Source organism: Micromonospora sp. WMMD1102 (assembly GCF_029626265.1).
Taxonomy (GTDB): domain Bacteria; phylum Actinomycetota; class Actinomycetes; order Mycobacteriales; family Micromonosporaceae; genus Plantactinospora.
This window is the reverse complement of sequence record NZ_JARUBN010000001.1, coordinates 6,407,568-6,433,893: the sequence shown is the minus strand read 5'-3', so window position 1 is coordinate 6,433,893 and position 26,326 is coordinate 6,407,568. Positions and strand designations below refer to the sequence as shown.

Genomic DNA, 26,326 nt, shown 5'->3' with positions numbered 1-26,326 from the left:
GGTCACGCCACCTGGGGCCGGTTCGATCTACCGGACAGTAGGCTGAGGGCATGTGGCAGGCCGAGGTACGCGTCGACCTTGACGCGATCCGCGACAACGTCTCCCGGCTGCGGGCCGGGACCGGCGCCGAACTGATGGCCGTGGTCAAGGGCGACGCGTACGGCCACGGCATGCTCCCGGTCGCCGGTGCGGCGCTGTCGGCCGGGGCGGACTGGCTGGGCGTCTGCACCCTAAAGGAGGCGCTGACGCTGCGCCGGGGCGGGATCGAGGCACCGGTGCTGGCCTGGCTGCTCGCCCCCGGGCTGCCGCTGCACGACGGGGTGACCGCCGACGTCGACCTGGCCGCCGCCAGTGTGGGCCAGCTCGCCGAGCTGGTCGCCGCCGCCGAGCGGGCCGGCCGGCCGGCCCGGGCCCACCTCAAGATCGATACCGGCCTCTCCCGGGGCGGCGCGACAATCACCGACTGGCCCGAGCTGCTCGACGCGGCGGCGAAGGCCCAGGCCGACGGGCTGGTCGAGGTGGTCGGGCTGTGGAGCCACCTGGTCCACGCCGACGCGCCCACGCACGCCACCACCGACCGGCAGCTCGCCGTCTTCGCCGAGGGGCTGGCCCTGGCCGAGCGGGCCGGACTGCGCCCCCGCTACCGGCACCTGGCCAACTCGGCCGCCACGCTGACCCGCCCTGACACCCACTTCGACCTGGTCCGCCCCGGCATCGCGATGTACGGGCTGTCGCCGGTGGCCGGCGAGCAGTTCGGGCTGCGCCCGGCGATGACCGCCCGGGCCCGGGTGACCCTGACCAAGCGGGTGCCACCCGGCACCGGTGTCTCCTACGGCCACACCTACCACACCGATCGGGAGAGCACCCTCGCCGTCGTGCCGCTCGGCTATGCCGACGGGGTCCCCCGGCACGCCTCGAACGTCGGCCCGGTCCAGCTCGCCGGGGCCCGGCGCCGGATCGCCGGCCGGGTCTGCATGGACCAGATCGTGCTGGACTGCGGCGACGACCCGGTGGCCCCGGGCGACGTGGCGACGCTCTTCGGCGACGGCGCGGACGGCGCACCGACCGCCGACGACTGGGCCGAGGCGATCGGCACCATCAACTACGAGATCGTCACCCGGTTCGGCGGGGTCCGGGTGCCCCGGGTGTACGACGGAGCAGCATCGTGAGTGCGAGGAGTGAGCCGGGTTTGCGAGCCCCGCAGTCACGAACGGAAGGCGGGCTCCGGTGAGTGCGAGGAGTGAGCCGGGTTTGCGAGCCCCGCGGTCACGAACGAAAAGCAGGCTCCGGTGAGCCCCGCCCGCCGGCTCGCCCCGTCCCGGGTGCCCGTGCAGCGGCAGCCGTCCCGGCGTACCCCGGCCCGGACCGGGCTGTTCCGGGTGGCCGGCATCATCGGCGCGGCGGCCGGGGTCGCGGCGGCCGGCATCGCCGCCGGGGTGGCCGCCGAACGAGCGGTGGTACGCCGTTCCAAGGCCGCACCCGGCGACCGCTACGCGACCGAACCGTTCGGCGCGCTGCCCTACGACGAGTCCTGCACCGTCACCACCGCCGACGGCACCGACATCCACGTCGAGATCGTCGGGCCGCCGCCCGACCCGGGGCGGCCGACCCTGGTCTTCGTGCACGGCTTCTGCCTGGACATGGGCACCTTCCACTTCCAGCGCAAGGTCCTCACCGAGCGGGGCGAGGACCGGATGGTCTTCTACGACCAGCCGGGACACGGCCGTTCCGGCCGGCTGGAGTCCGGCGAGTACCAGCTCCAGGCGCTCGCCGAGACGCTCCGTTCGGTGCTCGACCGGACCGCCCCGACCGGCCCGCTGGTGCTGGTCGGGCACTCGATGGGCGGGATGACCCTGATGGCGCTCGCCGAACGCCATCCGGGGCTGTTCGCCGAGCGGGTGGTCGGCACCGTGCTGATGGCCACCTCGGGCGGGCTGGTGGCGGAGACGAAGTTCGGCCTGCCGACGATCGTCGCCCGGGCCGGCACCCCGCTGCTCCCGGTGGTGGACAACGCCACCCGGCTGACCGGTGGCGTGCTCGACCGGGCCCGGCGCGCCTCCGCGAACCTGGCCTGGCTGCTGACCCGCCGGTACGGCTTCGGCACCCCGACCCCGAGTCCGGCACTGGTCTCCTATGTGGAGAGAATGAACTCGCGGACCTCCACCGAGACGGTGGCCCGCTACCTGCGCACCATCTACCTGCACGCCCGCTATCCGGTGCTCGCCGCACTGCGGAACACCCCGACCCTGGTCATCGTGGGCGAGCGCGACATGATCACGCCGGTCACCCACTCCGACGAGATCGTCCGCTGGCTGCCGGAGGCCGAATATGTCAAGGTGCCCGACAGTGGGCACGTGGTGATGCTGGAACACGCCGACGAGGTCAACACGGCACTGCTGGACTTCCTCGACCGGCTGCCCGGCCGAGGAGAGACCTGAACTGTGGAAGGAACAACTGCGCGGATGAGCGACGCCTCGGCCGGCCCGCACGGCAGTCCGGAACTGGTCCGCGAGCTGCCCACGGTGGCGGACACCCACGGGTTCGGGAGGCGGCTCGGCGGGCTGCTCCGCACCGGCGACCTGCTGGTGCTGACCGGCCCGCTGGGCGCCGGCAAGACCGCCCTGGTGCAGGGGATCGGCGCCGGGCTGGGCGTACTCGGCGAGATCACCTCGCCGACCTTCGTGATCGCCCGGGTGCACCGCCCCGATCCGGCCCGGGGTGGCCGGGTCACGCTGGTGCACGCCGACGCGTACCGGCTCGGTGAGGCGGTCGACCCCCGGGCCGAGATCGACGACCTCGACCTGGACGCGTCGGTGGACGAGGCGGTCACCGTCGTCGAGTGGGGCGAGGGCATGGTCGAGCACCTGGTCGATGAGCACCTGCGGGTGCTCATCGACCGGCGGGACGACGACACCCGCCGGATCGTGCTGGTGCCGTTCGGCGGCGACTGGGCCGAGCGCCTCGCCGTACTGCGCTGAGGCCGAGCGCCTCGCCGTACTGCGCTGAGGCCGGGTGCCGCTGGCGCCGGCTGGTTGGAGCCGATGCCCCCGGTGTCGTACCGGACTTCTAGAGTGCGGGAAACATCCTGGCGTTCGAGAGGTTACCGATGACCCTGGATCTTCCGGCCCTGCTGCCGCCGGCCTGGCGGGCGGCGCTGGACCCGCACCTCGACCCGGCCGAGACGGCCGCGTTGGGCGAGTTCGTCGCCGGGGAGTATGCCTCCCAGACCGTCTTCCCGCCGCTGGAGGACCTCTTCGCGGCCTACCGGCTCTGCGCGCCGGAGGACTGCCGGGTGCTGATCCTCGGTCAGGATCCCTACCACAAGGCGGGCCAGGCGCACGGGCTCAGCTTCAGCGTCCGGGACGGTGTCGCGGTGCCGCCGTCGCTGCGCAACGTCTTCAAGGAACTGGCCGACGACCTCGGGGTGCCGGTGTCGCGCAGCGGCAACCTGACCCGCTGGGCGAGCCAGGGCGTGCTGCTGCTCAATGCGGTGCTTACCGTCCGGCAGGCCACCCCGGGCTCGCACGGCAACAAGGGCTGGGAGGCGTTCACCGACGCCACGATCAAGGCCCTGGATGCCCGCCCGGAGCGGATCGTCTTCCTGCTCTGGGGCGGCTACGCGCGGAAGAAGGCCGCGCTTGTCGGCAACCCGGCGCACGTGGTGCTGGAGGCCGGCCACCCGAGCCCGATGAACCCCCGGGGATTCCTGGGCAGCCGCCCGTTCAGCGCCTGCAACAAGGCGCTCGCCGACGCCGGTCGGCCCACCGTCGACTGGGACCTCTCAGCCCGCTGACGCGTGCCGGGCCCGCCACCGTCGCAGACCTCGACCAGCCGGCGGTCAGCGCGCCGGTGGGGAAGCTCCGGTCCCACGCCGCCCCGGGCGGGGCCCGGTGCGGGTGGCAGTCCGGTTAGGGTGCCTATGTGCTCGTACTCGTGCTGGAATCCTCGACCCCGGCGGTGACCGCCGCACTGGCGGAGATCACCACCGACGCGGTAGTGCCGCGCGGCGAACGCCGCGTCGTCGACGCGCGCGCCCATGGCGAACTGCTGGCGCCGCAGGTCTCCGAGGTGCTCGCCGGGGCCGGCGCCCGCCCGACCGACCTGGCCGCCGTGGTGGCCGGGGTCGGACCCGGGCCGTTCACCGGACTGCGGGTCGGCCTGGTCACCGCCGCCAGCATGGGACAGGTGCTCGGCATACCGACCTACGGTGTGCCCTCGCTCGACGCCATCGGCCACGCCGCCACCCACCCCCAGCCGGGGGCGGTGCCGGAGGCCGGACCGGTGCTGGCCGCCACCGACGCCCGGCGCCGGGAAATCTACTGGGCCGTCTACGACCCGGCCGGCGAGCGGCTGGCCGGACCCGGGGTCGACACCCCGGCCGCCGTCGCGGAGCGGGCCCGCGAGCTGGGCGTCCGGGTCGCGGTCGGCGAGGGTGCCCACCGGTACGCCGACATCCTCGGCCTGACGCCGCGAGCCGGCCTCGACTACCCACCGCCGTACGCGCTCGCGGAGCTGGCGGCCGAGCGGGTCCGGGCCGGCGCCCCGGGCGAGCAGCTCACCCCGCTCTACCTGCGCCGGCCGGACGCGGTGGCGGCGGCCGGCCGCAAGCCGGTCTTACAGTGAGGGTCCCACGGTGACGCCGGCGGTCGACGAGGGCAGTGCCCGGACGATCCGGCTCGGGCCGTTCCGCTGGTGGCACATCTCCGAGGCCTTGCCGATCGAGGCGGACCTGTTCGGCGCCGAGCAGTGGTCGGCGGCGATGTTCTGGAACGAACTGGCGAACGGACACCACTATCTCGCGGCGCTCGACGACACCGACGCGCTCGTCGGCTACGCCGGGCTGGCCGTCGCGCCGCCGGACGAGGCCTGGGTGCAGAACGTGGCCGTACGCCGGGACGTCCAGCGCGCCGGGATCGGCCGGATGCTGCTCGTCGAGCTGCTGGCCGAGGCGACCCGGCGCGGCGTACGCCGGGTGCTGCTGGAGGTGGCGGTGGACAACGCACCGGCGCAGCGCCTCTACGCCGCGTACGGATTCGAGCCGGTCGGGGTGCGGCGCGGCTACTACCAACCGAGCAACACCGACGCGCTGGTGATGCAGGTCGAACTGGAACGGGCGGAAAATGGCTGACGAACCCCTGATCCTCGGGATCGAGACCTCCTGCGACGAGACAGGCGTCGGCGTCGTACGCGGGCACACCCTGCTCGCCGACGCGCTGGCGTCCAGCGTGGACGAGCACGCCCGGTTCGGCGGGGTGGTGCCGGAGGTGGCCAGCCGGGCCCACCTGGAGGCGATCGTGCCGACCATGCGGCGGGCGCTCGACGACGCCGGGGTGAGCCTGGCCGACGTCGACGCGATCGCGGTCACCGCCGGGCCCGGGCTGGCCGGAGCGCTGCTGGTCGGAGTGGCCGCCGCCAAGGGCTACGCGCTGGCCGCCGAGAAGCCGGTGTACGGGGTCAACCACCTGGCCGCGCACGTCGCGGTGGACACCCTGGAGCACGGCCCGCTGCCCGAACCGGCGATCGCGCTGCTGGTCTCCGGCGGACACTCCTCACTGCTGCTGGTGGACGACCTGGCCACCGGGGTCACCCCGCTCGGCGCCACAATCGACGACGCCGCCGGGGAGGCCTTCGACAAGGTGGCCCGGCTGCTCGGGCTGCCGTTCCCGGGCGGCCCGCCGATCGACCGGGAGGCCCGCTCCGGCGCACCGGACGCGATCGCCTTCCCGCGCGGGCTGACCGCCCCGAAGGACCTCGCCGCACACCGCTTCGACTTCTCGTTCTCCGGGCTGAAGACGGCGGTGGCCCGCTGGGTGGAGGCGAAGCAGCGGGCCGGCGAGCCGGTACCGGTGCCGGACGTGGCCGCCTCGTTCCAGGAGGCGGTCTGCGACGTACTCACCCGCAAGGCGATCGCGGCCTGCCGGGACCGGGGCGTCGACACCCTGGTGCTCGGCGGCGGGGTGGCCGCCAACTCCCGGCTGCGGGCGCTGGCCGAGGAACGGGCGGCGAAGCACGGCATCCGGGTCCGGGTACCCCGGCCGAAGCTCTGCACCGACAACGGGGCGATGGTCGCCGCACTCGGCTCGCACCTGGTCGCCGCCGGGGTCGCCCCGAGCCGGCTGGACCTGCCCGCCGATTCCGCCATGCCGCTCACGATCGTCAGCGTGTAGTGTTCCGGCGGCGTCGAGGGCGGGAGGAGTGATGGCCGACGTGATCGTACGGATGTGGGAGGTACGCGCCGAGCGCGCCGGCTTCGCCGACCTGATCTCGTGGGTCTGCGACAGCGCCCTGCCGGAGTTGGAGCACAACCCGCTGCACATCTCCAGCGAGGTCTTCTCCTCCACCGACAACCGGCTGGTGGTCATCTCCAAGTGGCGGGCCAACCCGGTCTCGCTGCCCGACCCGCCGGCCCGGATGCTGGCCCGTACCCCGCACTTCTGGGACTTCACCCAGGTCGACCGCTGACCATCCGAGCGGCCGGGCCGCCAACCGAAGTTGACCTTCTGTCGTAATAACGACCACCCTACGTGTGGCCAGCATCTGCCATCATGGCCGGGTGCACCCAGGGACGTACCGGTATCACCTCTCGGTCGGCTTCCACGGCACTCGTGCGTTGCGAGTGGTGTTTGGGGTGGTGCTAGGCGGAATGGCCGCACTGGCGTCCGGCTGCCTCGGATTCATCGTGGGCATGATGCTGCTCTGGGTGATACCCGATCGCCCTGATAGTCAGATATCGCTCGGCTACCTGCCGCTTGGGACGGCTGCAGTATTCACCCTGGGCGTCGTTGTCTACGTGGCGCTGGCGATCACCTTCGGTGTTCGGCTGGCTGCGTGGCTGGAAGGAACTCGGTTGACCGTGCGGGGCCTACGGCAGCGGAGCGTTGAGCTTGCGGACGCCCGATCGGTGGCGTTGCGTCAGACCAACCAGAAACTCGTCGGTCCGGTACGCCACAGCGGGGTCATCGGTCCGGCTCGACCGGTGTCGGTGCTCGACATCGCTGATGGCAGAAGCAGGGTGCGGCTGCGCCTAGCCAGCCGTGAGGCAGTCCAACTACCACCGGAACAACTACTCGCACTTGCCAGTGCGCTGTCGACAGCTCGGTGTCCGGGCGCCGTAGAGGTCGTGGCGTGGCTGCGCGGGACTGCGGCGCTTGCCCAACGTGGTTGATCAAGGGAATTGCGTTCGTCAACTAATCACACGGTGGGGAGTATGAGCGCGGAACGAAGGATCCATCACCTCGGCAGGGAGATCGAACTGGTCAGCTGGCAACTCGACGGCTCTAACATCACCGGGAGCGGAGCGGACGAGTCCGGCCTCGTACAGGTGTCGTTGGACGGCACCGGGCAGGTGCGGGAGGTCAAGATCGGCCGGGACTGGTGGAGGGATCTCGGCCCCGAACGGTTGCAGGCCGCGATTGTCGAGGCACTCGACCGGGCGGTCGGCGACCGGTTGGCGGCTTGGTCGGTTCAGGTGGCCGAACGAGAAGCTGATGAACCGCCGGCCGGTTGGCAGCCGCCAGTTCGTCAGCGGTCGGAAGGCGATTCACCGGACCGCCGGGACCCTGACCAGCCCGCTGGCGGTGACGATCGGGACAGCGAGGTGGCACGGGTTGTCGATCTGCTCAGGGATGCGATGTCTGAACTGGACGGCTACCGGGAGCGGGTCGACGACCAGGCCGGGCGGCAGGTGCTTGGGAGCGGTGAAGGCGGGCGCGTCACGGTCGCGATGACGGCCGGGCGGGTCACCCAGCTGGAAATCAGCCAACGGTGGTTGCGCGAGCAGCCGACCGGCCAGTCGGTCGCCGAGGAAGTAGAAGCCGCTTGCCAGGACGCATACCAGCGCGCGTCCCAGCAGGCCGCCTCACTCTCGGCCGCGTCGCCTGCCATTTCCCAGGTACGGGAGCTTGCTGCACATCCAATGGCCCTGCTGCGGCGTCTCGGCCTCGGCTAGTGAACCTCTCTTGCGCCCATACTGACGTGATCTCAGCAAGAATCCGGTAGGTATCGGTATTCGACGTGGGTGAGGTGAAGGGCGGCGCGGACGATGTCGCCGATGCCGCGAGGGCTGGCGGTGGTGTGTCGTAGCGTTCGCCATCGGCCGGTGAGGATCGCGAAGCCGCGTTCTCCGAGGCATCGCATGGATCGAAGCATGGTGTTGTAGGCCCGGTTGTCCGGAGCCAGGCGGCGGCTGTCGGCGGGTTGCTTGTACGGGGTGTGGATGCCCTGGCCAGCGCCTTCGTAGCCGGAGTCGGCAAGGGTCGGAAGGTGGAGTTGCGATGCCGCCCAGTACAGGGCGCCGGTGACGTCGAGGTGGTGGGCGCAGGTCAGGTCGTGTAGGTGTCCGGGCATCGCATCGGAGGTCCAGATCGGCAGTCCGTCCGGGCGGATCACGGCCTGGATGTTCGCGCCGAAGTCGCGGTGTTTCCCGGAGTACCAGGCGTCGATCGTCTCGCCTTTCACACTGGTGGTCGTCTCTGCGAGCCGGTCGGTGTTGAACAGCTTCCCGTCGAGGATCACGTGTGACCAGCCGTCGGCGGCCACTCGTCGCAGGGCGTCGTGCAGGGTCGGGGTCTGCGTCGCCAGGACGCGTATGGCCTCGGCGACGTACCGGTAGGCGGTTGCTCTCGACACTCCGAACCCGGCCCCAAGGATGGTCTTGTCCTCACCTTGCGGAACCACACCAGCACCAGGAGTGCTTGGTAGAAGCAGGTCAGAGCGCGGGTACCCGGTCGAGTGCCGACCGCGCGACGCTCGGCGCGGAGCAGCCGCGCCAAGTACTGCACGAGTTCCTTGGGGACGTCGAGGATGGCACGATAGGCAATCACGTGGGGTCCTTCCTGGTAGATCAGATTCCGTCGCAAGAACCTGTCTACCGAGGGCCCCACGCTCTGTCTCTGGACCATCCGTTATGGACGCGATGCCCGTGTCATCCCAACCTGAGCCCGGATCCTTGTTGAGATCACCTCACTGACGAGGCGCCGACTGTGAGGAGGACCTGAGTTGCATCCTCAACCGGATGCCGGCCAGATCAAGATGGCACGTGAAACCCTCGTGAGGGACGCGGGGAAATGGGCGGAGGCCGCCAGCGTGATGGACACGGCCGCGACGCGCGCCGCCTCCTTGATGCTCACCGGCTTCCACATCGGATATTTGCCGAACCAACAGGGCGTAGGCGCTAAGTACGCGGAGTTGCAGGAGTTCGTCGTCAAGCTGTTGGCCGACGGAGCCAAGACCATGCGGGACATGGAGGAGGCGCTGCGTACCGCTCTGGACAACTACGATCGCACCGACCAAGGCGCGGTCGTGCGTATCGAGCAGACCTGGAGCGACACATGACAGCCGTGGGAGCTGGGCCCTGGCGAGCGGGACTTTGAGCAGCTGATCAGTCAAATCAACGAGGCGATCGAACGAGTCCAACAGTTGACCGTCGAGTTGGTAGACCGGCTGACACAAGCGCTCCGTTGGATGCCGCCCGGCATCGGGGACGCGGCGATCAGGCGGTCCTGGGACAAATTCCTCGGGCTTAAGGACCAGGTTTTCGACGAGATTCAGGAGTTCATCAGCGAGCCAGGCGTCCCGCCCGCGTTGACCCGAATCGGCGGCTACTGGAACACAGACGTTGGTGCTCCGGTCAGCGACCTGCACCAAATGGTGTCCGCGTACGGGATGAAGGCCGACAATCAATGGTCAGGTTCGGCCGCGTCGGCGTATGGGGACTCCGCGGACGCGCAATCGGATGCCATCGAGACGATCAAGCCGATGGTGGAAAAGATCCAGAATATACTGGTCGATCTTGCCTGGGGGCGTCGTTGCGTTCTGGGCCGCCCTGGTGACAGCGTTCCTGGCATTTGTCGCCGGCCTGATCAGTGCCGTCGGGCTCGCGCTCGGTGTGGTGACGGCTCCCGCCGCACCAGTCGATGCCGCTGCCACCGCCGCAGTGGTGCTCGGGATGCTGGGAGCTGCCGTCATGGCAACGATCGAGTACTGCGAGCGGATCAACAAGTCGATGACCACCGCTCGGCAGTTGCTGACAGACAACACCGGGATGGTCAAGGTTGGCGACACCTGGCGGTGGCCTCCAGCTGACACCGCCGGCAGCTGGTCCATCCGTGGCTCCCGTCAGTGACTCGCTGTAGATCGTGGTCGGCTCCGGCGTGCGTAGGCCGGTCGGTGGGAAGTCGAGGATGACGAAGTTGCTGCCGGCCACAGCCCAGTTCGGCTGCGTGGCCAACGGCAGCACCCGGATGTCCGTCGTCTCGCTGCTCGTCATCATCGAGTGCAGATGAGTGAGCTGACGAGCCATCCCGGGTGTCCGACGACGCAGCACCACCTCGTCGAGGATGACTTCCAACCGCGGTGGCGCGGGCTTCCTCCGAAGAAGGATCTGTTGGCGCTCCATCCGGACCTCCACCCGGCGCTCGATTTCCGATTCCGGAAGGTCCGGCTGGGAGCGCAGGAGGTGAGTCGCGTACTCCCTGGTCTGAAGGAGTCCGGGGAACGAGGCCGGCTCCCAGTGGCGGAGGCGGGAGGCGGCGGCTTCCAGGCCGACGTACAGCTCGAACCAGGAGGGGATGGCGTCGCCGTAGGAGTGCCACCAGCCTGCTGCCTTGGTCTGGGTCGCCAGGCCGATGAGCGCCTCGGTCATCTCGTTCGACACCCCGTACGTGGTGCACATGGCGAGGACGTCGGCCTTGCGGACGGAAGTGCCGCCGCTCTCTATCCGGTACATGGTCGTCCTGGAGACCTCCAACTCCTGGGAGGCGGCCTCCAGGCCGAGCCCCGCCTGCTCGCGCGCGATGCATAGGTGCCGTCCGAGTTGGCGGCGTGGCACCGATGATCCGCTGTCGGTCATGTCATCCCCCTGTTTCAGTTTGATACGGAGAACCGTTCAGGGTGAAACGGTCGGCCGATCACCATTCGAAATAGCGGCCAATCGATTCAACTTATCGACGCTAGGCACTTTTGTCGGCGGATTCCAGCCGCGACTGCTCGCGATTCCGAGCCCGTACGTCGGCGATCATGAGGCGGCCAGGACCCGGAAAACCCGTGGCGATCGTGGCGATTGGTCTCATAGCGTCGCCGGGTGCGCTCCTTACCTGTCGCCGATCCCGGCGTGCCCGACCGGCGTTCGGCGATCAGGTTCCTGCTCTGGCTAGCCGCCCGGATCTGGCCCACCCTCGCCTGGGGGATGGGGCTGGCCGTCGTCTCCTTCGTCGGCCAGGCGCTGATGCCGGCCGTGCTGGGCCGGGCGATCGACGCCGGCCTGGTGGCCCGGGACACCGACGCGCTGCTGCGCTGGGGCGGGGTGCTGTTCGCCCTCGGTGTCGGGCAGGCGGTCGTCGGGATCGTCCGGCACCGGTTCGCCACCTTCAACTGGCTGGCCGGGGCGTACCGGACGGTGCAGCTCACCGTCGACCACGCCAACCGGCTCGGCGCCACCCTGCCGAAGCGGCTCGCCAACGGCGAGGTGGTGAGCATCGGCACCGCCGACATCAACCACATCGGCGGGGCGCTCGACATCCTCTCCCGGGGCACCGGTTCGATCTTCGCGGTGCTCACCATCACCGGGATCCTGCTCGCCACCTCGCTGCCGCTCGGCCTGGTGGTGGTGCTCGGCGTACCGCTGCTGATGGCGGTGGTCGCCGTACTGATCCGGCCGCTGCACCGCCGGCAGGAGGCGTACCGGGACCAGCAGGCGACCCTGACCACCCGGGCCAGCGACATCGTCGCCGGGCTGCGGGTACTGCGCGGGGTCGGCGGCGAGTCGGTCTTCTCGGCCCGCTACCGGGCGGAGTCGCAGGCGCTGCGGCACGGCGGGGTACGGGTGGCCCGGGTGGAGGCGCTGCTGGAGGCGACCCAGGTCCTGATGCCCGGCATCTTCCTGGTGCTGGTGACCTGGCTCGGCGCCCGGTTCGCCCTGCGCGGCGAGATCAGCGTCGGGCAGCTCGTCTCGTTCTACGGCTACACCGTGTTCCTGGTCGGTCCACTGCGGATGCTGACCGAGCTGATCGACCACATCACCCGGGGGCACGTCTCGGCCCGCCGGGTGGTGGGCATGCTCGACCTGCGGCCGGACATCACCGACCCGGAGCACCCGGTCGAGTTGCCGGCGGGCCCCGGCGAGCTGGTCGACGTCGAGTCCGGGGTGACGGTGCGGCCCGGCCGGCTGACCGCGATCGCCGCTGCCGCGCCGGAGGAGGCGGTCGCCGTCGCCGACCGGCTCGGCCGGTACGTCGACAGCGAGGCGACGCTGTGCGGCGTACCCCTGCGGAGGCTCGCGGTGGCCACGGTCCGGCGCCGGATCCTGGTCGCCGACAACGACGCACGGCTCTTCTCCGGCCCGCTCCGGACGGAGCTGGACCCGCACGACCGGGCCGACGACGGCAGTTTGGCGGCGGCGCTGGCGGCGGCCAGCGCCACGGACATCGTGGCGGCGCTGCCGGGCGGGCTCGCCGGCCGGGTCGCCGAGCGGGGCCGGGAGTTCTCCGGCGGCCAACAGCAGCGACTCCGGCTGGTCCGGGCCCTGGTCGCCGACCCGGAGATCCTGATCCTGGTCGAGCCGACAAGCGCGGTGGACGCGCACACCGAGGCCCGGATCGCCGAGCGGCTCGGCCCGGCCCGGCGCGGCCGGACCACAGTGGTCTGCACCACCAGCCCACTGCTGCTGGACCGGGCCGACCACGTGGTCTTCGTCTCCGACGGCAAGGCGGTGGCCGAGGGTACGCACCGGGAGCTGCTCGACACCGAGCCGCGCTACGCCGCGGTGGTCAGCCGGGCCGAGGGGGAGTGAGATGAGCGAGCGTCCCGCACTGCCGGTCGCCGACGCCGCACAGGTGCGCCGGTACGCCCGCAGCATGCTCCGCCGGCACCCCCGGGCGCTGGCCGGGGCGCTCGGACTGCACGCGCTGGCCGCGGTCACCGGGCTGGCCGCGCCCCGGCTGCTCGGCGACCTGGTCGAGGCGATCTCGGCGGGCACCAGCACGGTGACGGTCGACCGGGTGGCGCTGGCGATCGCCGGTTTCGTGCTGGCCCAGGCGGTGCTGATCCGGTTCGCGCACTTCGCCTCGGCCCGGCTCGGCGAGCGGGTCCTCGCCGAGCTGCGCGAGGAGTTCGTCGACCGGATCCTGGCCATCCCGCTGCCCACCGTGGAGCGGGCCGGCACCGGTGACCTGCTGACCCGGAGCAGCCGGGACGTCTCGGCGCTGTCCAGGTCGGTCCGGTTCGCGGTGCCGGAGACACTGATCGCCGTGCTGACGGTGCTGGCGGTGGTCGGCGCGATCCTGCTGACCAGCCCGCTGCTGCTGTTGCCCGCCCTGGTCGCGGTGCCGATCCTGGCCGTCTCCACCCGCTGGTACCTGCGCCGGGCCACCCCCGGCTACCTCGCCGAGAACGCCGCCTACTCCGACATCACCGACGGGATCAGCGAGACGGTGGAGGGGTCGCGGACCACCGAGGCGCTCCGGCAGCAGGCCCGGCGCCGGGCCCGCACCGACGCCGACATCGCCCGGTCGTACGCGGCGGAGCGGTACACGATGTTCCTGCGTACCGTCTATTTCCCGCTGGCCGAGACGGGTTACGTGCTGCCGGTCGTGGCGACCCTGGTCTGCGGCGGCTGGTTCTATGTCGAGGGTTGGGTGTCGCTGGGCGAGGCGACCGCGGCCACCCTCTACGTGCAGCAGTTGATGGACCCGGTCGACCGGCTACTCTCCTGGCTGGACGAGGTGCAGGTCGGCGGCGCATCCCTGGCCCGGCTGCTCGGAGTGGCCCGCCGACCCGACGACGCACCGGCCGGCGAGGCGCCGGCCGACGGTGTGCCGGCGTCCGGATCGGCCGGCGAGGCGGCGGTGTCCCGTCCGGCCGACCGGCGGCTCGTCGCCCGGGACGTCCGGTACGCATACCAGCCGGGGCGGGACGTGCTGCACGGCGTGACCCTCGCGCTGCGCCCGGGGGAGCGGCTGGCGATGGTCGGCCCGTCCGGCGCCGGCAAGTCCACCCTCGGCCGGCTGCTCGCCGGGATCCACCGGCCCCGGCAGGGTGCGGTCACCGTCGGCGGCGTCCCGCTTGCCGACCTGCCGCTGGCCGAGCTGCGCACCGAGGTCGCGCTGGTCACCCAGGAACACCACGTCTTCCTGGGTACGCTGCGCGACAACGTCAGCATGGTCCGGCCGGACGCCACCGACGAGCGGGTACGCTCCGCGCTCGCCGCCGTCGACGCACTGGACTGGGCGGAGCAGCTTCCGGACGGGCTGGAGACCCGGGTCGGCTCGGGGGGCCATCCGCTCTCGGCCGCCCAGGCGCAGCAGCTCGCGCTGGCCCGGCTGGTCCTCGCCGATCCGCACACCCTGGTACTCGACGAGGCCACCTCGCTGCTCGATCCTCGGGCCGCCCGGCACCTGGAGCGCTCGCTCGCCGCCGTGCTGCGCGGCCGTACGGTGATCGCGATCGCGCACCGGCTGCACTCGGCGCACGACGCGGACCGGGTGGCGGTGGTGGAGGACGGCCGGATCACCGAGCTGGGCCCGCACGCCGAGCTGGTGGCCGCCGGCGGCTCCTACGCGGCGCTCTGGCGTTCCTGGCACGGCGACCGGAGCTGACCCCCGGGCGCTCCGACCGGAGCTGACTCCCCGACGCTCCGACCGTCAGCGTTCTGACCGCCCGGCTGACAGGTAGTCCGACGTGCAGACTGTCGAGCTGCCCCGTCTGACACCCAGCTAGCCCCACCCAATCTCCGCGCTGCCCGTGCCCCGTCTGTGCACCCAGCTCGACAGTCTCCGCAACGAACCTGGCCCGGCCGGCGGAGCCTCCGGCCGGGCGGAAGCCTCTGGCCGGGCGGGGCGTCACCTCGGACCCGTCCAGTCTTGCAAAGGAAGCTTTGCAAGACTAGCGTTGCAAACATGTCTAGGGATGAAGTTCGGCTGAGTGCCACCTCGCTGCGCGGCCTCGCCCACCCGCTGCGGGTGCGGATGCTCAACGCGCTGCGCGAGCACGGTCCCGCCACCGCCACCCTGCTCGCCGAACGGCTCGGCCAGTCGACCGGTGCCACCAGCTACCACCTGCGACAACTCGCTCAGTACGGCTTCGTGGTCGAGGAGTCGGGGCGTGGCGCCGGCCGGGAGCGGTGGTGGCGGGCCGTGCACCGGAACACCCGGCTGGACCGCGAGGTGGGCCGGGACGCGCTGCCGGAGGTCGAGACGTACCTGCGCGCCGTCGCCGCGCTCTACGCCGAGCGGGTCGACCGGTGGCTGAACGAGCTGCCCCGGCTGCCGGAGGAGTGGAGTGACGTGTCCACCCTGAGCAACTGGCAGCTCCGGCTCACCCCGGCCGAGGCGCGGGAGTTCTCCGCCGGCCTGCACGACCTGGTCGGCCGCTACCGGCGGGACGAGCCGGGCGTGACGGCGCCGGAGGACGCCGAGCCGTTCATGGTGCAGGCGCAGCTGATGTCCTTCGTCCGGACCGGCGACGACAGCCCGGGGGCGGGCACGCCACCGGAGAGCGGCGGCAAGTCGGCGGGAGCGGCCTGATGGACCGGGAGCGCCGGCCAGTCGGCGGGAGCGGACTGACGGGCCGGGAGCGTCGGCCACTGGTCGGGCTGCTGGTCGCCGAGTGGATCTCCCTGGTCGGCAGCCGGATGAGCATGGTCGCACTGCCCTGGTTCACCCTGGTAATCACCGGCAGCGCCGCCCGGACCGGGGTGGTCGCGTTCGGCGAGATGCTGCCGTACGTGCTCGCCTGCGCGCTCGGCGGGCCGCTGATCGACCGGATCGGCGCCCGCCGCACCAGCGTGCTGGCCGACGTCGGCAGCGCGGCGGCGCTGGCCGGCGTCCCGCTGCTGCACCTGGCCGACCGGCTCTCCTTCGGCACGCTCGTCGGCCTGGTCGCGGTCGTCGGGCTGCTGCGCGGGTTCGGCGACACCGCCAAGCGGGTGGTGTTCCCGGAGACGGTGGCGGCGGCGGACATGTCGATCACCCGGGCGACGAGCATCCACGACGGGCTCAGCCGGCTCGGCACGCTGCTCGGTGCGCCGCTGGCCGGGCTGCTGATCGCCGTACTCGACGCCCCGCTGGTGCTGCTCCTCGACGCGGGGACCTTCCTGGCCGGGGCGGTGCTGCTGGCCCTCACCGTGCCGAAGACGCTCCCCGGCACCGCAGCCGCGACGGAGTCCGCCCCGCCGTCCCCGACACCGGAGCGGGAGCCCTACCTGGTCGCGCTCCGGGCCGGTCTGCGCTATCTGCGGCGGGACCGACTCGTACACGGCATCGTGCTGATGCTGCTGGTCACCAACCTGGCCGACGCGGCGTACACCTCGGTGCTCGCGCCGGTCTGGGCCAGCGAGGTGGTCCGGTCGCCGACCGCGCTCGGCCTGCTCAGCGCGAGTTTCGCGCTGGGTGCGGTACTCGGCAACGTGGTCTTCACGCTCGTGGCCGACCGGGTGCCCCGGTTCGCCGTCTTCGCCGTCGGCTTCCTGCTCGCCGGGGCGCCCCGGTTCGTCGCCCTCGCCGTGCTGGACCGGCTCTGGGCGGTCTATCTGGTCTCGTTCGTCGCCGGGGTCTCCATCGCGGCGGTCAACCCGATCCTCGGCGCGGTCAGCTTCGAGCGGATCCCGCAGCAGCTCCGGGCCCGGGTGCTCGGGCTGGTGCACGCGGCGGCCTGGGCCGGCATCCCGCTGGGCGGGCTGCTCGCCGGGCTGGCCGTGCAGGAGCTGCGGCTGCCGGTGGCCTGCCTGGTCTTCGGGACGGCGTACCTGCTGGTGACGCTGCTGCCGTTCGTGATGCCGGTCTGGCGCGAACTCGACCGGCCACCGGCCCCGCCGGCCACGGCCGAGCCGGCGCCGGCGGCGGCGCCGGTCAGCGGGTGACCGCCATGAAGACCGCCAGCAGCAGCAGGGTGGCCACGGCCACCGCGAAGACGACAAGCAGTTCCCGCCGGCTTCCGGCGCCGCCGCCGGCACCGGCCGACCCGGCGGCGGTCTCCGGCGCCGCCGGCAGGTCCCGGACGACGGTGGCCAGCTCGCCGAGGGTACGCGCGGACCAGACCGCGCCGACCCGCTCGGAGAACTCGTCCAGGCTCAACCGCCCCTGCTCGGTGTGCCGTTGCAGGTCGGCGACGACCCGTTGCCGGTCGACGTCGGAGGCGCGCAGTTCCCCGTCCACGCCGGACAGCGTACGCCCGCCTCAGCCCGCGTCGAGGGGGTCGGCGAGCAGGTGCTCGAAGGCCAGTTCGGCGGCGCCGACAAGCGCGGCGTCCTCGCCGAGCTGCGGGGTGCGCAGCCGCACCTGCTCGCGCGGGGTGGGAAGGGCCAGCGAGTTGAGCCGGCTGCGCACCCGGGCCGCCGCCGCGAGGTAGACGTCCCGGAGGGTGCCGCCGAAGATGACCACACCGGGGTTGAAGATGTTGACCAGGTTCGCCACGCCGAAACCGAGCCAGTCGCCGACCTGCCGGATCGCGGCCTGGGCGTTCGCGTCCCCCCGGGCGGCGGCGTCGACCACCCGCAGCGCGGCCTCCCGGCCGGCGGCGTCACTCCGGCCGGCGGCCTGGAGCATCGCGTACTCGCCGATCTCGGTCTCCCAGCAGCCGTACGAGCCGCAGTCGCAGGGCCTGCCGCCGGGGTTCACCACCATGTGCCCGACCTCGCCGGCGTACCCGCCCTGCCCGGTCAGCCGCCGCCCACCGACGATGATCCCGGCGTCGACCCCGACGTCCCGGTGCAGGTAGACGACGTCGTCGTGGCCGCTGGCGGCGCCCCGGGCGTGCTCGGCGACCGCGCTCGCGTCGGCGGCGTTGCTGACCAGCACCGGCCGCTCCTGCGGCAGCAGCTCGCCGAGCGCCTCGGCCAGCGGCCTGTCCAACTCGCCGCTGCCGGCCCAGGCGGTGCTCGCCGGCCGGAGGTGTGCCGCCTCCTCCGAGCGGCGCAACCGGCCGCAGACCGCCACGCCGCTGCCGACGTAGACCGAGCCGTCCGGCACCGCCTGGTGCATCTCCTTGACGAACCCGGCCAGCAGCGGCAAACACTCCACAGCGGACAATCCTGGCGGACGCTCCGCCTGCCGACGGTCCAGCACCTTTCCGCCGAGCCCGATCCGGGCGGCCCGCAACCGGTCCACCTCGATGCTGTACGCGTACGCGAAGACCCGCCCCGACTCGGGCCGGACGACAAGCGACGGCCGTCCGGCCCGCCCGGTCTCCCGGGGTGCCCGTTCGCTGACCAGGCCGGCTGCGGCCAGTTCGGCGGTGAGCGCGCCGATGGTGCTGCGGTTGAGCCCGAGCGAGGTGGTCAGCTCCGCCCGGGAGGTGGCGCCGTGGATGTGCACGTACCGCAGCAGCGCGCCGAGATTCTGCCGGCGAATCTCCTCCTGGCTCGGCCCCGCGCGCATGCTGCCCCTTATCGGTTACCGGTCGCGGCGGCCCGCCGTCGGGACAGCGCGTCCACACTGGCCGCGAGCAGCAGTACCAGGCCGGTCACCACGAAGGTGAAGCCGGAGCTGCGGCCGAGCAGGCCCATGCCGTTGTCGATGACCGCGATCACCGCACCGCCGAGCACCGCGTCCACGATCCGGCCCTTGCCGCCGAAGAGGCTGGTGCCGCCGATGACCGCCGCGCCGACCGCGTAGAGCAGGACCTTGCTGCCCCCGGTGTTGGCGTCGACCGAGGTGGCCCGGCTGGCCGCCACGATGCCGCCGATCGCCGCCATCGAGGAGCAGATCACGAAGACGGAGATCCGGATCCGGTCCACGTTGATGCCGGCCCGGCGGGCCGCCTCCCGGTTGCCGCCGACCGCGTAGACGTGCCGGCCGTAAGCGGTGCGTTGCAGTACGAAGGTGAGCGCGACCAGCAGCACCACGATGATCGGAGCCACGATGGGTACGCCCTTGAGCGAGACGAGCGCGTTGCGGCTGCGCTCCTGATTGAGCAGGTACACCGCCGTGCCGGCGATCACCGCCAGCCCGCCGATCCGGATCAGCACCACGGCGAGCGGTTCGGTGACCAGCCCGAGCCCGCTCCGCTTGCGGTGCCGCAGCAGTTGCACGACGGCGTAGCCGGCCACCCCGAGCAGGGTCAGTGCCCAGCCGAGCCACGGCGGCATGTTCCGGTTGGCGATCGCCACCAGCACGTCGTCCCGGACCGAGACGTTGGTGCCGCCCTTGATCAGCAGCAGCACGATGCCCTGGAAGGCGAGGAAGGCGGCGAGGGTGACCACGAAGGAGGGGATGCCGACCTTGGCCACCAGGAAGCCGAGCACCAGCCCGATCACCACGCCGGTGACGAGTGCGGCGGCGACCGCGACCCACCAGGGGTAGCCCCGCAGGGTGACCAGCTGGGCGAGTACGGCCGCGCAGACCCCGCTGGCGAAGCCGGCCGAGAGGTCGATCTCGCCGAGCAGCAGGACGAAGACCAGCCCCATCGCGATCAGCATCACCGCCGCGCCCTGGGTGAAGAGGTTGGCGAAGTTGCCCTCGGTCATGAAGTTCGGGCGCAGCGCGGTGAAGACTGCGCAGAGCACGATCAGGCCGAGGACGGCGGGCAGCGCGCCCATGTCGCCGCCGCGTACCCGGGCCAGGTAGTCCCGGAAGTGGCTGCCCACCGTGGGCACCGGTGCGCCCGGCACCTCGGCCGGCGGCACCACGGTGGTGGTGGGGGCGGCGCTCATATGTCGGCTCCTGCACTCGTCGTCTCGGTGGGTGGGGTGTCGTGCCTGCCGTTGCCGTTGCCGTTCTCGGCGGTCAGCCCGAGGCCGCCGCTGCGTCCGGCGGTGATCAGCTCGACCACCTGGGCGTGCGTGACGTCGCTGGTGCGCAGCTGCGCGACCATCTGGCCGAGATAGAGCATGGCGATCTGGTCGGAGACGGCGAAGATGTCGTTCATGTTGTGCGAGATGAGCACGACGGCGAGGCCGTTGTCGGCCAGTCGCCGGACCAGTTCGAGCACCTGGGCGGTCTGTGCCACGCCGAGCGCGGCGGTCGGCTCGTCCAGGATCACCAGCCGGCTGTTCCAGAGCACCGCCTTGGCGATCGCCACGGTCTGGCGCTGCCCGCCGGAGAGGCTGGAGACGTGCTGCCGCAGCGACTTCACGGTCCGCACGGAGAGTCCGGCCAGGGTCTCGGCGGCCATCTGTTCCATCGTCGGCTCGTCCAGCACGAGGCCGCTGCGCTTCTCCCGGCCGAGGAACATGTTCTGCACGATGTCGAGGTTGTCGCAGAGTGCGAGGTCCTGGTAGACGACCTCGATGCCGAGAGTGGCGGCGTCCCGGGGATTGTGGATCTGTACGGGCCGGCCCTCGAAGAGGATCTGGCCGCCGTCGGCCGAGTGGATCCCGGCGACGCACTTGACGAGGGTCGACTTGCCGGCGCCGTTGTCGCCGACCAGCGCGGTCACCTCACCGGGGTTGACCGAGAGGTCGACGTCGTGGAGGACCTGGACGGGACCGAAGCTCTTGTCGATCCCGCGCAGTTCCAGCAGGGGTGTCGCGGACACGGGTTGGTCTCCTTTACGCGGGTGTCCGGGTGCGGGTGCCGATCGCGGGGTCACCGATCACGGGTCCGGTCCAGTCGTCTACGGGGCGCGGACGCCGCCCGGCACGGATGGTTCCGTACCGGGCGGCGTCCGCGGCGGGCCGGTCGAGCCCAATGCCGTACTCGGGTCAGCCCAGGCCGACCTCGGCGCAGGCGGCGGCGAAGGCGCCCGTGCAGAGTTCCGCCTTGCTGACGTAGCCGTCGTCGACGACGTCCTTGACGTTCTCCTTGTAGATGGCCTTCGGCTCGAGCAGCACCGACGGTACGTCCCGGTTGCCCTCCGGGTCCTTCACCGTGGTGGGTGCGCTCTTCTTCTCGCCCTTGGCCAGCGCGATCGCCAGTTCGGCGGCGGCGTCGGCCTCCTTCTTGACCGCCTTGTAGACGGTCATGCACTGGTCACCGGCGAGGATGTTCTGCAGACCCTGCACGCTGGCGTCCTGGCCGGTCACCGGGACCTTGCCGTTGAGCTTGTTCCGCTTGAGCACGGAGATGACCGCGTTGCCCAGCCCGTCGTTCGCGGCCAGTACGCCGTCGATCTTGCCGTTCTGCTGGGTCATCATCTGCTCGAAGATCGTGCCGGCCTGGGTGTTGTCCCAGGCGGGCACCCACTGGTCCGGGCCCTTGACGTACTCCTTGGCGTCGTACTTGGGCTGGAGGATGCTGTCGTAGCCGTTCTTGAACAGGGTGGCGTTGTTGTCGGTCTCCGAGCCGTTCAGCTCGGCGACGACCGGGTTCTTGGCACCCTTGTCGGTCAGGCACTTGACCAGGCCCTCGCCCTGGAGCTTGCCGACCGCCTCGTTGTCGAAGCTGACGTAGTACTCGGCCGAGCCGCCCAGGGTCAGCCGGTCGTAGTCGATGGTGAGCACGCCCTGGCTCTTGGCCTTGTCCAGGACCGCCTTGCCGGTGCCGGAGTCCAGGTTGACGATCATCAGGACGTTGACGCCCTCGGTCATCATCTGGTCGGCGAGGGTCTGGAACTGCGCCTTGTCGCCCTGGGCGTTCTGGATCTTGTACTTCACGCCGGCGGCCTTGAACGCCTCCTCCAGGTACTTCCGGTCCGCCGTCTCCCAGCGGACCGACGAGGCGCTGTCCGGGAGGATGACGCCGATCATCGGTTCGGCGGTGCTACCGCCGCCGTCGCCGGAGTCGTCGCCGCAGGCGGCGAGCCCGCCCGTGGTCAGCAGCCCCACGGCAGCGATGGTGAGGATCCCTCTGCGCATTGCACGGGTCCTTTCGGGGTGGGTGTGGTGTCTCGGGTTCAGCGGTGGTACACCGGAACGGGTCGCCGTGCTGCCCGGTGGCCTCCCCCCGTTGGGCTGCTCCGAGCGTCTCCGCCGGGTGCCGGCCCGGCGGCGGTCAGGTGGGCTGCGGCGACCGCCCCGCCTCACTTTTGTTGTGTCCGGCAACGTATTTCGCGGAGAGTCGTTCGGGCAAGGTCACCGAGGCCACGAGTTTGTTGCTGGGAATAACAATTCAGCAACGTGAGGGACATCCCGGCATCGGCCGGTGGCAATAAGCCGGAAATATGGCGACCCGGCTGCGGGTCCGGCGGGCCGGTGCGCGGAGCGCGGTGCGGAGCCCGTCGGGCCGGCGCGTGGGGCCGGTCGGGTCAGGTGCGGAACCCGTCGGGTCAGGGTGCGGCGACCGGCGCGGTGCTGGCGGAGGTGAGCCGGATCAGGTCGGCCGGAGCGAGTTCGAGTTGCAGCCCCCGGCGGCCGGCCGAGACGTAGACGGTGGGAAAGCGCTCGGCCGAGGCGTCCAGCACGGTGGCCAACGCCCTGCGCTGTCCGAGTGGGCTGATGCCGCCCCGGACATAGCCGGTGGTCCGCTCGGCCAGTGCCCGGTCGGCGAGCGTCGCCCGCTTGCCGCCCACCGCCACCGCCAGTGCCTTGAGGTCGAGTTCCCCGGTCACCGGCACCACCGCCACGGTCAGCACCCCGTCGACGGTGGCGACAAGCGACTTGAAGACCCGCTCCGGCGGTACGCCGAGCGCCGCCGCCACCTCGGCACCGTAGTTCGGCGTCTCCGGCGCGACGTCGTACGGGTGCAGGGTGTGCGCGACCCGCTGCCGGGTCAGCAGCGCGGTCGCCGGTGTGCCCCTGCCCGCCACGACCGCGCAGCCTACCCGCTCGACGTGGCCAGGTCCGGGGCCGGCAGCGGACGGCAGAGCAGCACCGTGGGCGCCCCGGCGACCCGGGTCAGCACCAGACTGGTCGCCGCGTCGCCGGCCAGCCGCAGGTCGCGACGGAGCCGCTCCGGCTCCAGCGCCGAGCCCCGCTTCAGGATCTCCGCCCGGCCGACCCCCAGCTCCCGCAGCCGGGCGCGCAGCCGTTTCAGCGAGAACGGCAGCGCCTCGACCACCTCCAGGCACCGGGCGTACGGGGTGGGGTGGGCGGTGTCGGCGTAGACGTACGCGATCTCGGGATCGGCGAGGGTGCCGTCGACCGTACCGGCGAACTCGGCGACCAGGTGGGACCGGACCACCGCCGGGTCCGGGTCGTACAGGTAGCGCCGGAGCGGGCCGACCGGCGCCTGCCGGGTGCCGTCGCCGGTGAGTTCGTGCACCGCCGACCCGACCAGCAGGGTGGCCCGGCGCGGCACGGTGCCGAGCGGGCCGGAGTCGGTCGGGCCGGAGTTGGTCGGGCTGGCGCCGTGCGGGCCGGAGTCGGTCGGGCCGGACCAGACGGTCGCCTCGACCAGGTCGCCGTCGACGCTCACCCACTCGCCCTCGGCACCCGCCGGCAGCAGCCGGTGTTCGATCCCCGGGGCGACCTTGAAGACTGTCCGGGGCACCCGGTCGACCAGGTCGAGCAGGAAGTCCCAGGGTGGCGAGTAGGCGGCCGGGTCGAAGATCCGCCGGCCGGTGCCGGCCCGCCGCCGGGCCGGGTCGCAGAACACCGCGTCGACCGGCCGCCCCTGCACGGCGGTGAGGTCGAACCGCGTCGCGTCGCCGAGCGTGACCGTGAAGGTCTCGGCCACCCCGGCCGCCCCGGCGTTCGCGGCGGCCATCGCCGCGGTGAGCGGGTCGGCCTCCACGCCGTACACCCGGATGCCGGCCCGGGCGGCGGCGATGGCGTCGGCGCCGAGGCCGCAACCGAGGTCCACGAGCGTGCCGACCCCGGCGGCGCGCAGCCGGGCGGCCCGGCGGGCGGCGACGGCGGCCCGGGTGGCCTGCTCCAGCCCGGCCCGGGTGAAGAACATCCCGGCGGCCTCCGGGCCGAACTTGACCGCCGCCCGGCGGCGCAGCCCGGCCTGGGTCAGCGCGGCGGCGGCCAGCCCGGCCGGCACCCCGGCCGCGCGCAGCGCCGCCGCCGCGGCCAGCGGGTCGCCGCCGGCCAACTCGGCGGCGGCGGCCAGCGCGGTTCCCCCTTCCGGGGTACGCAGCGCGGCGAACTGCTCCAGGTCCACCGCAGCATTGTGCCGGCCGAGGTAGGGAAAGGGCGTGTCGGGTTGGCACTCTCCTTGACGGAGTGCTAGCCACCGGCATAACCTGCGGTTAGCACTCTCAAACCGAGGGTGCCAGCTTCCGGGCGGTTGTCCGGGAGTTGAACGCCAGGCGGACCGGCACCCGCGACGACGGCCCCGCCCGGTGGCATGTGGCAGATTGACGCTGGTCGGCTCGCCGGCCAGCACAGAAACCAGTACCCCAGGAGGGTATGCCCGTGACTACCGCGACCAAGGTTGCGATCAAGCCGCTCGAGGACCGGATCCTGGTCCAGGCGAACGAGGCTGAGACGACCACGGCGTCGGGCATCGTGATTCCCGACACCGCCAAGGAGAAGCCGCAGGAGGGCACCGTCCTCGCTGTCGGCCCCGGCCGCTTCGACGACGACGGCAACCGGATCCCGGTTGACGTGAAGGTCGGCGACACGGTCATCTACTCGAAGTACGGCGGCACCGAGGTCAAGTACGCCGGCGAGGAGTACCTGGTGCTCTCCGCCCGCGACGTCCTCGCCGTCATCGAGAAGTGATCTGACTGATTTCAGTGACGCTGCCCCGGACCGGCCCTGCCGGGCCGGGGCAGCGCTGCGTGAAGGGACCCTGTTAACACAATGGCGAAGATTCTGAGCTTCTCGGATGACGCCCGGCACCTGCTGGAGCACGGTGTCAACGCGCTCGCGGACACGGTCAAGGTCACTCTCGGCCCGCGCGGGCGCAATGTCGTCCTGGACAAGAAGTTCGGTGCCCCGACGATCACCAACGACGGCGTGACCATCGCCAAGGAGATCGAACTCACCAACCCGTACGAGAACCTCGGCGCGCAGCTGGTCAAGGAGGTGGCGACCAAGACCAACGACGTCGCCGGCGACGGGACCACCACCGCCACCGTGCTGGCCCAGGCGATGGTCCGGGAGGGCCTGCGCAACGTCGCCGCCGGTGCCGGCCCGGCCGGGCTGAAGCGCGGCATCGACCTGGCCGCCGCGAAGATCTCCGAGGCGCTGCTGGAGAAGGCCGTCGAGGTGGGCAGCCGGGAGTCGGTCGCGCACGTGGCGACGATCTCGGCCCAGGACGCCACCATCGGCGACCTGATCGCCGAGGCGATGGAGAAGGTCGGCCGGGACGGTGTGATCACCGTCGAGGAGGGCTCGACCCTGGCCACCGAGCTGGAGGTCACCGAGGGCCTCCAGTTCGACAAGGGCTTCGTCTCGCCGAACTTCGTCACCGACACGGAGTCGCAGGAGGCGGTGCTCGAGGACGCGTACATCCTGATCACCACCCAGAAGATCTCCTCGATCGAGGAGCTGCTGCCGCTGCTGGAGAAGGTCCTGCAGAGCGGCAAGCCGCTGCTGATCGTCGCCGAGGACGTGGAGGGGCAGGCGCTCTCCACCCTGGTGGTCAACTCGATCCGCAAGACCGTCAAGGTCTGCGCGGTGAAGGCGCCCGGCTTCGGCGACCGGCGCAAGGCGATGCTCCAGGACATGGCGATCCTGACCGGCGGCGAGGTGGTCGCCCCCGAGCTGGGCTACAAGCTCGACTCGGTCGGCGTCGAGGTGCTCGGCACCGCCCGCCGGGTGGTGGTCGACAAGGACAACACCACGATCATCGACGGCCGGGGCCGGGACAACGACGTCACCGAGCGGATCACCCAGATCCGCAAGGAGATCGAGGCCTCCGACTCCGACTGGGACCGGGAGAAGCTCCAGGAGCGGCTGGCCAAGCTCTCCGGCGGCATCGCGGTGATCAAGGCCGGCGCGGCGACCGAGGTCGAGATGAAGGAGCGCAAGCACCGCATCGAGGACGCCATCGCCGCGACCAAGGCCGCGGTCGAGGAGGGCACCGTGCCGGGCGGCGGCGCCGCGCTGGTGCAGATCTCCTCGGCGCTCGACGGTGACCTCGGGCTGACCGGCGACGAGAAGGTGGGCGTCTCGATCGTCCGCAAGGCGCTCGTCGAGCCGCTGCGGTGGATCGCCCAGAACGCCGGGCACGACGGCTACGTGGTCGTGCAGAAGGTCGCCGAGCAGGGCTGGGGCACCGGCCTCGACGCCGCCACCGGCGAGTACAAGGACCTGGCCAAGGCCGGCATCGTCGACCCGGTGAAGGTGACCCGCAACGCCGTCACCAACGCGGCGTCGATCGCCGGGCTGCTGCTTACCACCGAGAGCCTGGTGGTGGAGAAGCCGGAGAAGGCCGAGCCGGCCGCCGCCGGTGGGCACGGGCACGGCCACGGGCACGGCCACCAGCACGGTCCGGGCTTCTGAGCCGACGTTCGGCGGGCCGCCGACCGGTCCGGGCCGTGAGCCCGGACCGGCCGGCGGAACGGATTACGAACCCCTGACGTGCCTTCCGGTCCCGGCCACGGCCGGCAACACTTGGTCCGGTGA

The 26,326-nt window shown here is 71.7% G+C and carries 26 protein-coding genes; 17 read left to right on the top strand and 9 right to left on the bottom strand.

The features are described from left to right. Positions 1–50 precede the first annotated feature (50 nt). The 10 genes from alr (at position 51) to O7626_RS28840 (ending at position 7,948) form a co-directional block, all read left to right on the top strand. On the top strand, positions 51–1,169 hold the full coding sequence (alr, locus tag O7626_RS28885; protein WP_278064215.1) for an alanine racemase: 1,119 nt from the start codon (positions 51–53) through the stop codon (positions 1,167–1,169). Between the two features lie 201 nt (positions 1,170–1,370). Beyond that, complete coding sequence (locus tag O7626_RS28880; RefSeq protein WP_278066363.1) at positions 1,371–2,438, top strand: alpha/beta hydrolase; 1,068 nt, start codon at positions 1,371–1,373, stop codon at positions 2,436–2,438. Positions 2,439–2,462: 24 nt separating this feature from the next. Further along, the gene (gene tsaE / locus O7626_RS28875) at positions 2,463–2,978 is read left to right on the top strand and encodes a tRNA (adenosine(37)-N6)-threonylcarbamoyltransferase complex ATPase subunit type 1 TsaE (protein WP_278064214.1); all 516 of its coding nucleotides are present in this window, start codon (positions 2,463–2,465) and stop codon (positions 2,976–2,978) included. Positions 2,979–3,106: 128 nt separating this feature from the next. Beyond that, complete coding sequence (locus O7626_RS28870; protein WP_278064213.1) at positions 3,107–3,793, top strand: uracil-DNA glycosylase; 687 nt, start codon at positions 3,107–3,109, stop codon at positions 3,791–3,793. A 128-nt stretch (positions 3,794–3,921) separates the two neighbouring features. Further along, on the top strand, positions 3,922–4,623 hold the full coding sequence (tsaB, locus tag O7626_RS28865; protein ID WP_278064212.1) for a tRNA (adenosine(37)-N6)-threonylcarbamoyltransferase complex dimerization subunit type 1 TsaB: 702 nt from the start codon (positions 3,922–3,924) through the stop codon (positions 4,621–4,623). A 46-nt stretch (positions 4,624–4,669) separates the two neighbouring features. Continuing rightward, positions 4,670–5,128: a ribosomal protein S18-alanine N-acetyltransferase gene (rimI, locus tag O7626_RS28860; RefSeq protein WP_278066362.1), complete on the top strand. Its 459-nt coding sequence runs from the start codon at positions 4,670–4,672 to the stop codon at positions 5,126–5,128. Further along, a complete protein-coding gene (gene tsaD, locus O7626_RS28855) occupies positions 5,121–6,167 on the top strand; it encodes a tRNA (adenosine(37)-N6)-threonylcarbamoyltransferase complex transferase subunit TsaD (RefSeq protein WP_278064211.1) in 1,047 nt (348 codons plus the stop codon). The genes rimI and tsaD overlap by 8 nt, the downstream gene beginning before the upstream one ends. Positions 6,168–6,207: 40 nt before the next feature. Further along, a complete protein-coding gene (locus O7626_RS28850) occupies positions 6,208–6,462 on the top strand; it encodes a hypothetical protein (RefSeq protein WP_278066361.1) in 255 nt (84 codons plus the stop codon). 181 nt (positions 6,463–6,643) lie between these two features. Continuing rightward, on the top strand, positions 6,644–7,165 hold the full coding sequence (locus O7626_RS28845; RefSeq protein WP_278064210.1) for a hypothetical protein: 522 nt from the start codon (positions 6,644–6,646) through the stop codon (positions 7,163–7,165). A 42-nt stretch (positions 7,166–7,207) separates the two neighbouring features. Continuing rightward, the gene (locus tag O7626_RS28840; RefSeq protein ID WP_278064209.1) at positions 7,208–7,948 is read left to right on the top strand and encodes a YbaB/EbfC family nucleoid-associated protein; all 741 of its coding nucleotides are present in this window, start codon (positions 7,208–7,210) and stop codon (positions 7,946–7,948) included. A gap of 32 nt (positions 7,949–7,980) precedes the next feature. Here O7626_RS28840 and O7626_RS28835 read toward each other — a convergent pair whose 3' ends face one another. Next, a complete protein-coding gene (locus O7626_RS28835; RefSeq protein WP_278064208.1) occupies positions 7,981–8,538 on the bottom strand; it encodes a transposase family protein in 558 nt (185 codons plus the stop codon). Positions 8,539–8,997: 459 nt separating this feature from the next. Between O7626_RS28835 and O7626_RS28830 the strand changes: the two genes are divergently transcribed. Further along, complete coding sequence (locus O7626_RS28830; protein WP_278064207.1) at positions 8,998–9,333, top strand: hypothetical protein; 336 nt, start codon at positions 8,998–9,000, stop codon at positions 9,331–9,333. Positions 9,334–9,748: 415 nt separating this feature from the next. Here the strand turns inward: O7626_RS28830 and O7626_RS28825 are convergent, their stop codons facing one another. Beyond that, positions 9,749–10,849: a helix-turn-helix transcriptional regulator gene (locus tag O7626_RS28825; RefSeq protein WP_278064206.1), complete on the bottom strand. Its 1,101-nt coding sequence runs from the start codon at positions 10,847–10,849 to the stop codon at positions 9,749–9,751. Between the two features lie 231 nt (positions 10,850–11,080). Between O7626_RS28825 and O7626_RS28820 the strand changes: the two genes are divergently transcribed. The 4 genes from O7626_RS28820 to O7626_RS28805 all read left to right on the top strand — a co-directional run bounded on the left by O7626_RS28820 (position 11,081) and on the right by O7626_RS28805 (position 16,852). After that, on the top strand, positions 11,081–12,787 hold the full coding sequence (locus O7626_RS28820) for an ABC transporter ATP-binding protein (RefSeq protein ID WP_278064205.1): 1,707 nt from the start codon (positions 11,081–11,083) through the stop codon (positions 12,785–12,787). A 1-nt stretch (position 12,788) separates the two neighbouring features. After that, the gene (locus tag O7626_RS28815; RefSeq protein ID WP_278064204.1) at positions 12,789–14,591 is read left to right on the top strand and encodes an ABC transporter ATP-binding protein; all 1,803 of its coding nucleotides are present in this window, start codon (positions 12,789–12,791) and stop codon (positions 14,589–14,591) included. 300 nt (positions 14,592–14,891) lie between these two features. After that, positions 14,892–15,518: a winged helix-turn-helix domain-containing protein gene (locus O7626_RS28810; RefSeq protein ID WP_278064203.1), complete on the top strand. Its 627-nt coding sequence runs from the start codon at positions 14,892–14,894 to the stop codon at positions 15,516–15,518. Next, positions 15,518–16,852, top strand: a complete 1,335-nt coding sequence (locus O7626_RS28805; RefSeq protein WP_278064202.1) for an MFS transporter — start codon at positions 15,518–15,520, stop codon at positions 16,850–16,852. The genes O7626_RS28810 and O7626_RS28805 overlap by 1 nt, the downstream gene beginning before the upstream one ends. On the opposite strand, the gene O7626_RS28800 is transcribed toward O7626_RS28805, so the two are convergent. The 7 genes from O7626_RS28800 to O7626_RS28770 form a co-directional block, all read right to left on the bottom strand. Continuing rightward, entirely contained in the window at positions 16,842–17,147 is a 306-nt protein-coding gene (locus O7626_RS28800) for a DUF1707 domain-containing protein (protein ID WP_278064201.1), read from the bottom strand. The genes O7626_RS28805 and O7626_RS28800 overlap by 11 nt on opposite strands. A 21-nt stretch (positions 17,148–17,168) precedes the next feature. Next, positions 17,169–18,368, bottom strand: coding sequence for an ROK family transcriptional regulator (locus tag O7626_RS28795; RefSeq protein WP_278064200.1), 1,200 nt, complete (start codon positions 18,366–18,368; stop codon positions 17,169–17,171). Between the two features lie 8 nt (positions 18,369–18,376). Next, complete coding sequence (locus tag O7626_RS28790) at positions 18,377–19,642, bottom strand: ABC transporter permease (protein ID WP_278064199.1); 1,266 nt, start codon at positions 19,640–19,642, stop codon at positions 18,377–18,379. Beyond that, on the bottom strand, positions 19,639–20,466 hold the full coding sequence (locus tag O7626_RS28785; RefSeq protein WP_278064198.1) for an ATP-binding cassette domain-containing protein: 828 nt from the start codon (positions 20,464–20,466) through the stop codon (positions 19,639–19,641). The genes O7626_RS28790 and O7626_RS28785 overlap by 4 nt, the downstream gene beginning before the upstream one ends. A gap of 166 nt (positions 20,467–20,632) precedes the next feature. Further along, on the bottom strand, positions 20,633–21,724 hold the full coding sequence (locus tag O7626_RS28780) for a substrate-binding domain-containing protein (protein ID WP_278064197.1): 1,092 nt from the start codon (positions 21,722–21,724) through the stop codon (positions 20,633–20,635). Between the two features lie 410 nt (positions 21,725–22,134). Further along, the gene (gene ybaK, locus O7626_RS28775; protein ID WP_278064196.1) at positions 22,135–22,614 is read right to left on the bottom strand and encodes a Cys-tRNA(Pro) deacylase; all 480 of its coding nucleotides are present in this window, start codon (positions 22,612–22,614) and stop codon (positions 22,135–22,137) included. An 11-nt stretch (positions 22,615–22,625) separates the two neighbouring features. After that, positions 22,626–23,912 (bottom strand): methyltransferase domain-containing protein, encoded by a 1,287-nt coding sequence (locus O7626_RS28770; protein ID WP_278064195.1) that lies wholly within the window; start codon positions 23,910–23,912, stop codon positions 22,626–22,628. 248 nt (positions 23,913–24,160) lie between these two features. On the opposite strand from O7626_RS28770, the gene groES reads away from it, so the two are divergent. Continuing rightward, the gene (gene groES / locus O7626_RS28765) at positions 24,161–24,475 is read left to right on the top strand and encodes a co-chaperone GroES (RefSeq protein ID WP_199187625.1); all 315 of its coding nucleotides are present in this window, start codon (positions 24,161–24,163) and stop codon (positions 24,473–24,475) included. A gap of 81 nt (positions 24,476–24,556) precedes the next feature. Further along, entirely contained in the window at positions 24,557–26,203 is a 1,647-nt protein-coding gene (gene groL / locus O7626_RS28760; RefSeq protein ID WP_278064194.1) for a chaperonin GroEL, read from the top strand. Positions 26,204–26,326: the final 123 nt, after the last annotated feature.

Excerpts from the sequence above, each read along its gene's own strand:
- O7626_RS28845 (WP_278064210.1), top strand. The coding sequence starts at position 6,644 with ATGGCCGCACTGGCGTCCGGCTGCCTCGGATTCATCGTGGGCATGATG.
- O7626_RS28790 (WP_278064199.1), bottom strand. The coding sequence starts at position 19,642 with ATGAGCGCCGCCCCCACCACCACCGTGGTGCCGCCGGCCGAGGTGCCG.
- O7626_RS28815 (WP_278064204.1), top strand. The coding sequence starts at position 12,789 with ATGAGCGAGCGTCCCGCACTGCCGGTCGCCGACGCCGCACAGGTGCGC.
- alr (WP_278064215.1), top strand. The coding sequence starts at position 51 with ATGTGGCAGGCCGAGGTACGCGTCGACCTTGACGCGATCCGCGACAAC.
- O7626_RS28825 (WP_278064206.1), bottom strand. The coding sequence starts at position 10,849 with ATGACCGACAGCGGATCATCGGTGCCACGCCGCCAACTCGGACGGCAC.
- groL (WP_278064194.1), top strand. The coding sequence starts at position 24,557 with ATGGCGAAGATTCTGAGCTTCTCGGATGACGCCCGGCACCTGCTGGAG.
- O7626_RS28805 (WP_278064202.1), top strand. The coding sequence starts at position 15,518 with ATGGACCGGGAGCGCCGGCCAGTCGGCGGGAGCGGACTGACGGGCCGG.
- O7626_RS28870 (WP_278064213.1), top strand. The coding sequence starts at position 3,107 with ATGACCCTGGATCTTCCGGCCCTGCTGCCGCCGGCCTGGCGGGCGGCG.
- groES (WP_199187625.1), top strand. The coding sequence starts at position 24,161 with ATGCCCGTGACTACCGCGACCAAGGTTGCGATCAAGCCGCTCGAGGAC.
- O7626_RS28780 (WP_278064197.1), bottom strand. The coding sequence starts at position 21,724 with ATGCGCAGAGGGATCCTCACCATCGCTGCCGTGGGGCTGCTGACCACG.
- tsaE (WP_278064214.1), top strand. The coding sequence starts at position 2,463 with ATGAGCGACGCCTCGGCCGGCCCGCACGGCAGTCCGGAACTGGTCCGC.
- O7626_RS28840 (WP_278064209.1), top strand. The coding sequence starts at position 7,208 with ATGAGCGCGGAACGAAGGATCCATCACCTCGGCAGGGAGATCGAACTG.
- O7626_RS28795 (WP_278064200.1), bottom strand. The coding sequence starts at position 18,368 with ATGCGCGCGGGGCCGAGCCAGGAGGAGATTCGCCGGCAGAATCTCGGC.
- tsaD (WP_278064211.1), top strand. The coding sequence starts at position 5,121 with ATGGCTGACGAACCCCTGATCCTCGGGATCGAGACCTCCTGCGACGAG.
- O7626_RS28810 (WP_278064203.1), top strand. The coding sequence starts at position 14,892 with ATGTCTAGGGATGAAGTTCGGCTGAGTGCCACCTCGCTGCGCGGCCTC.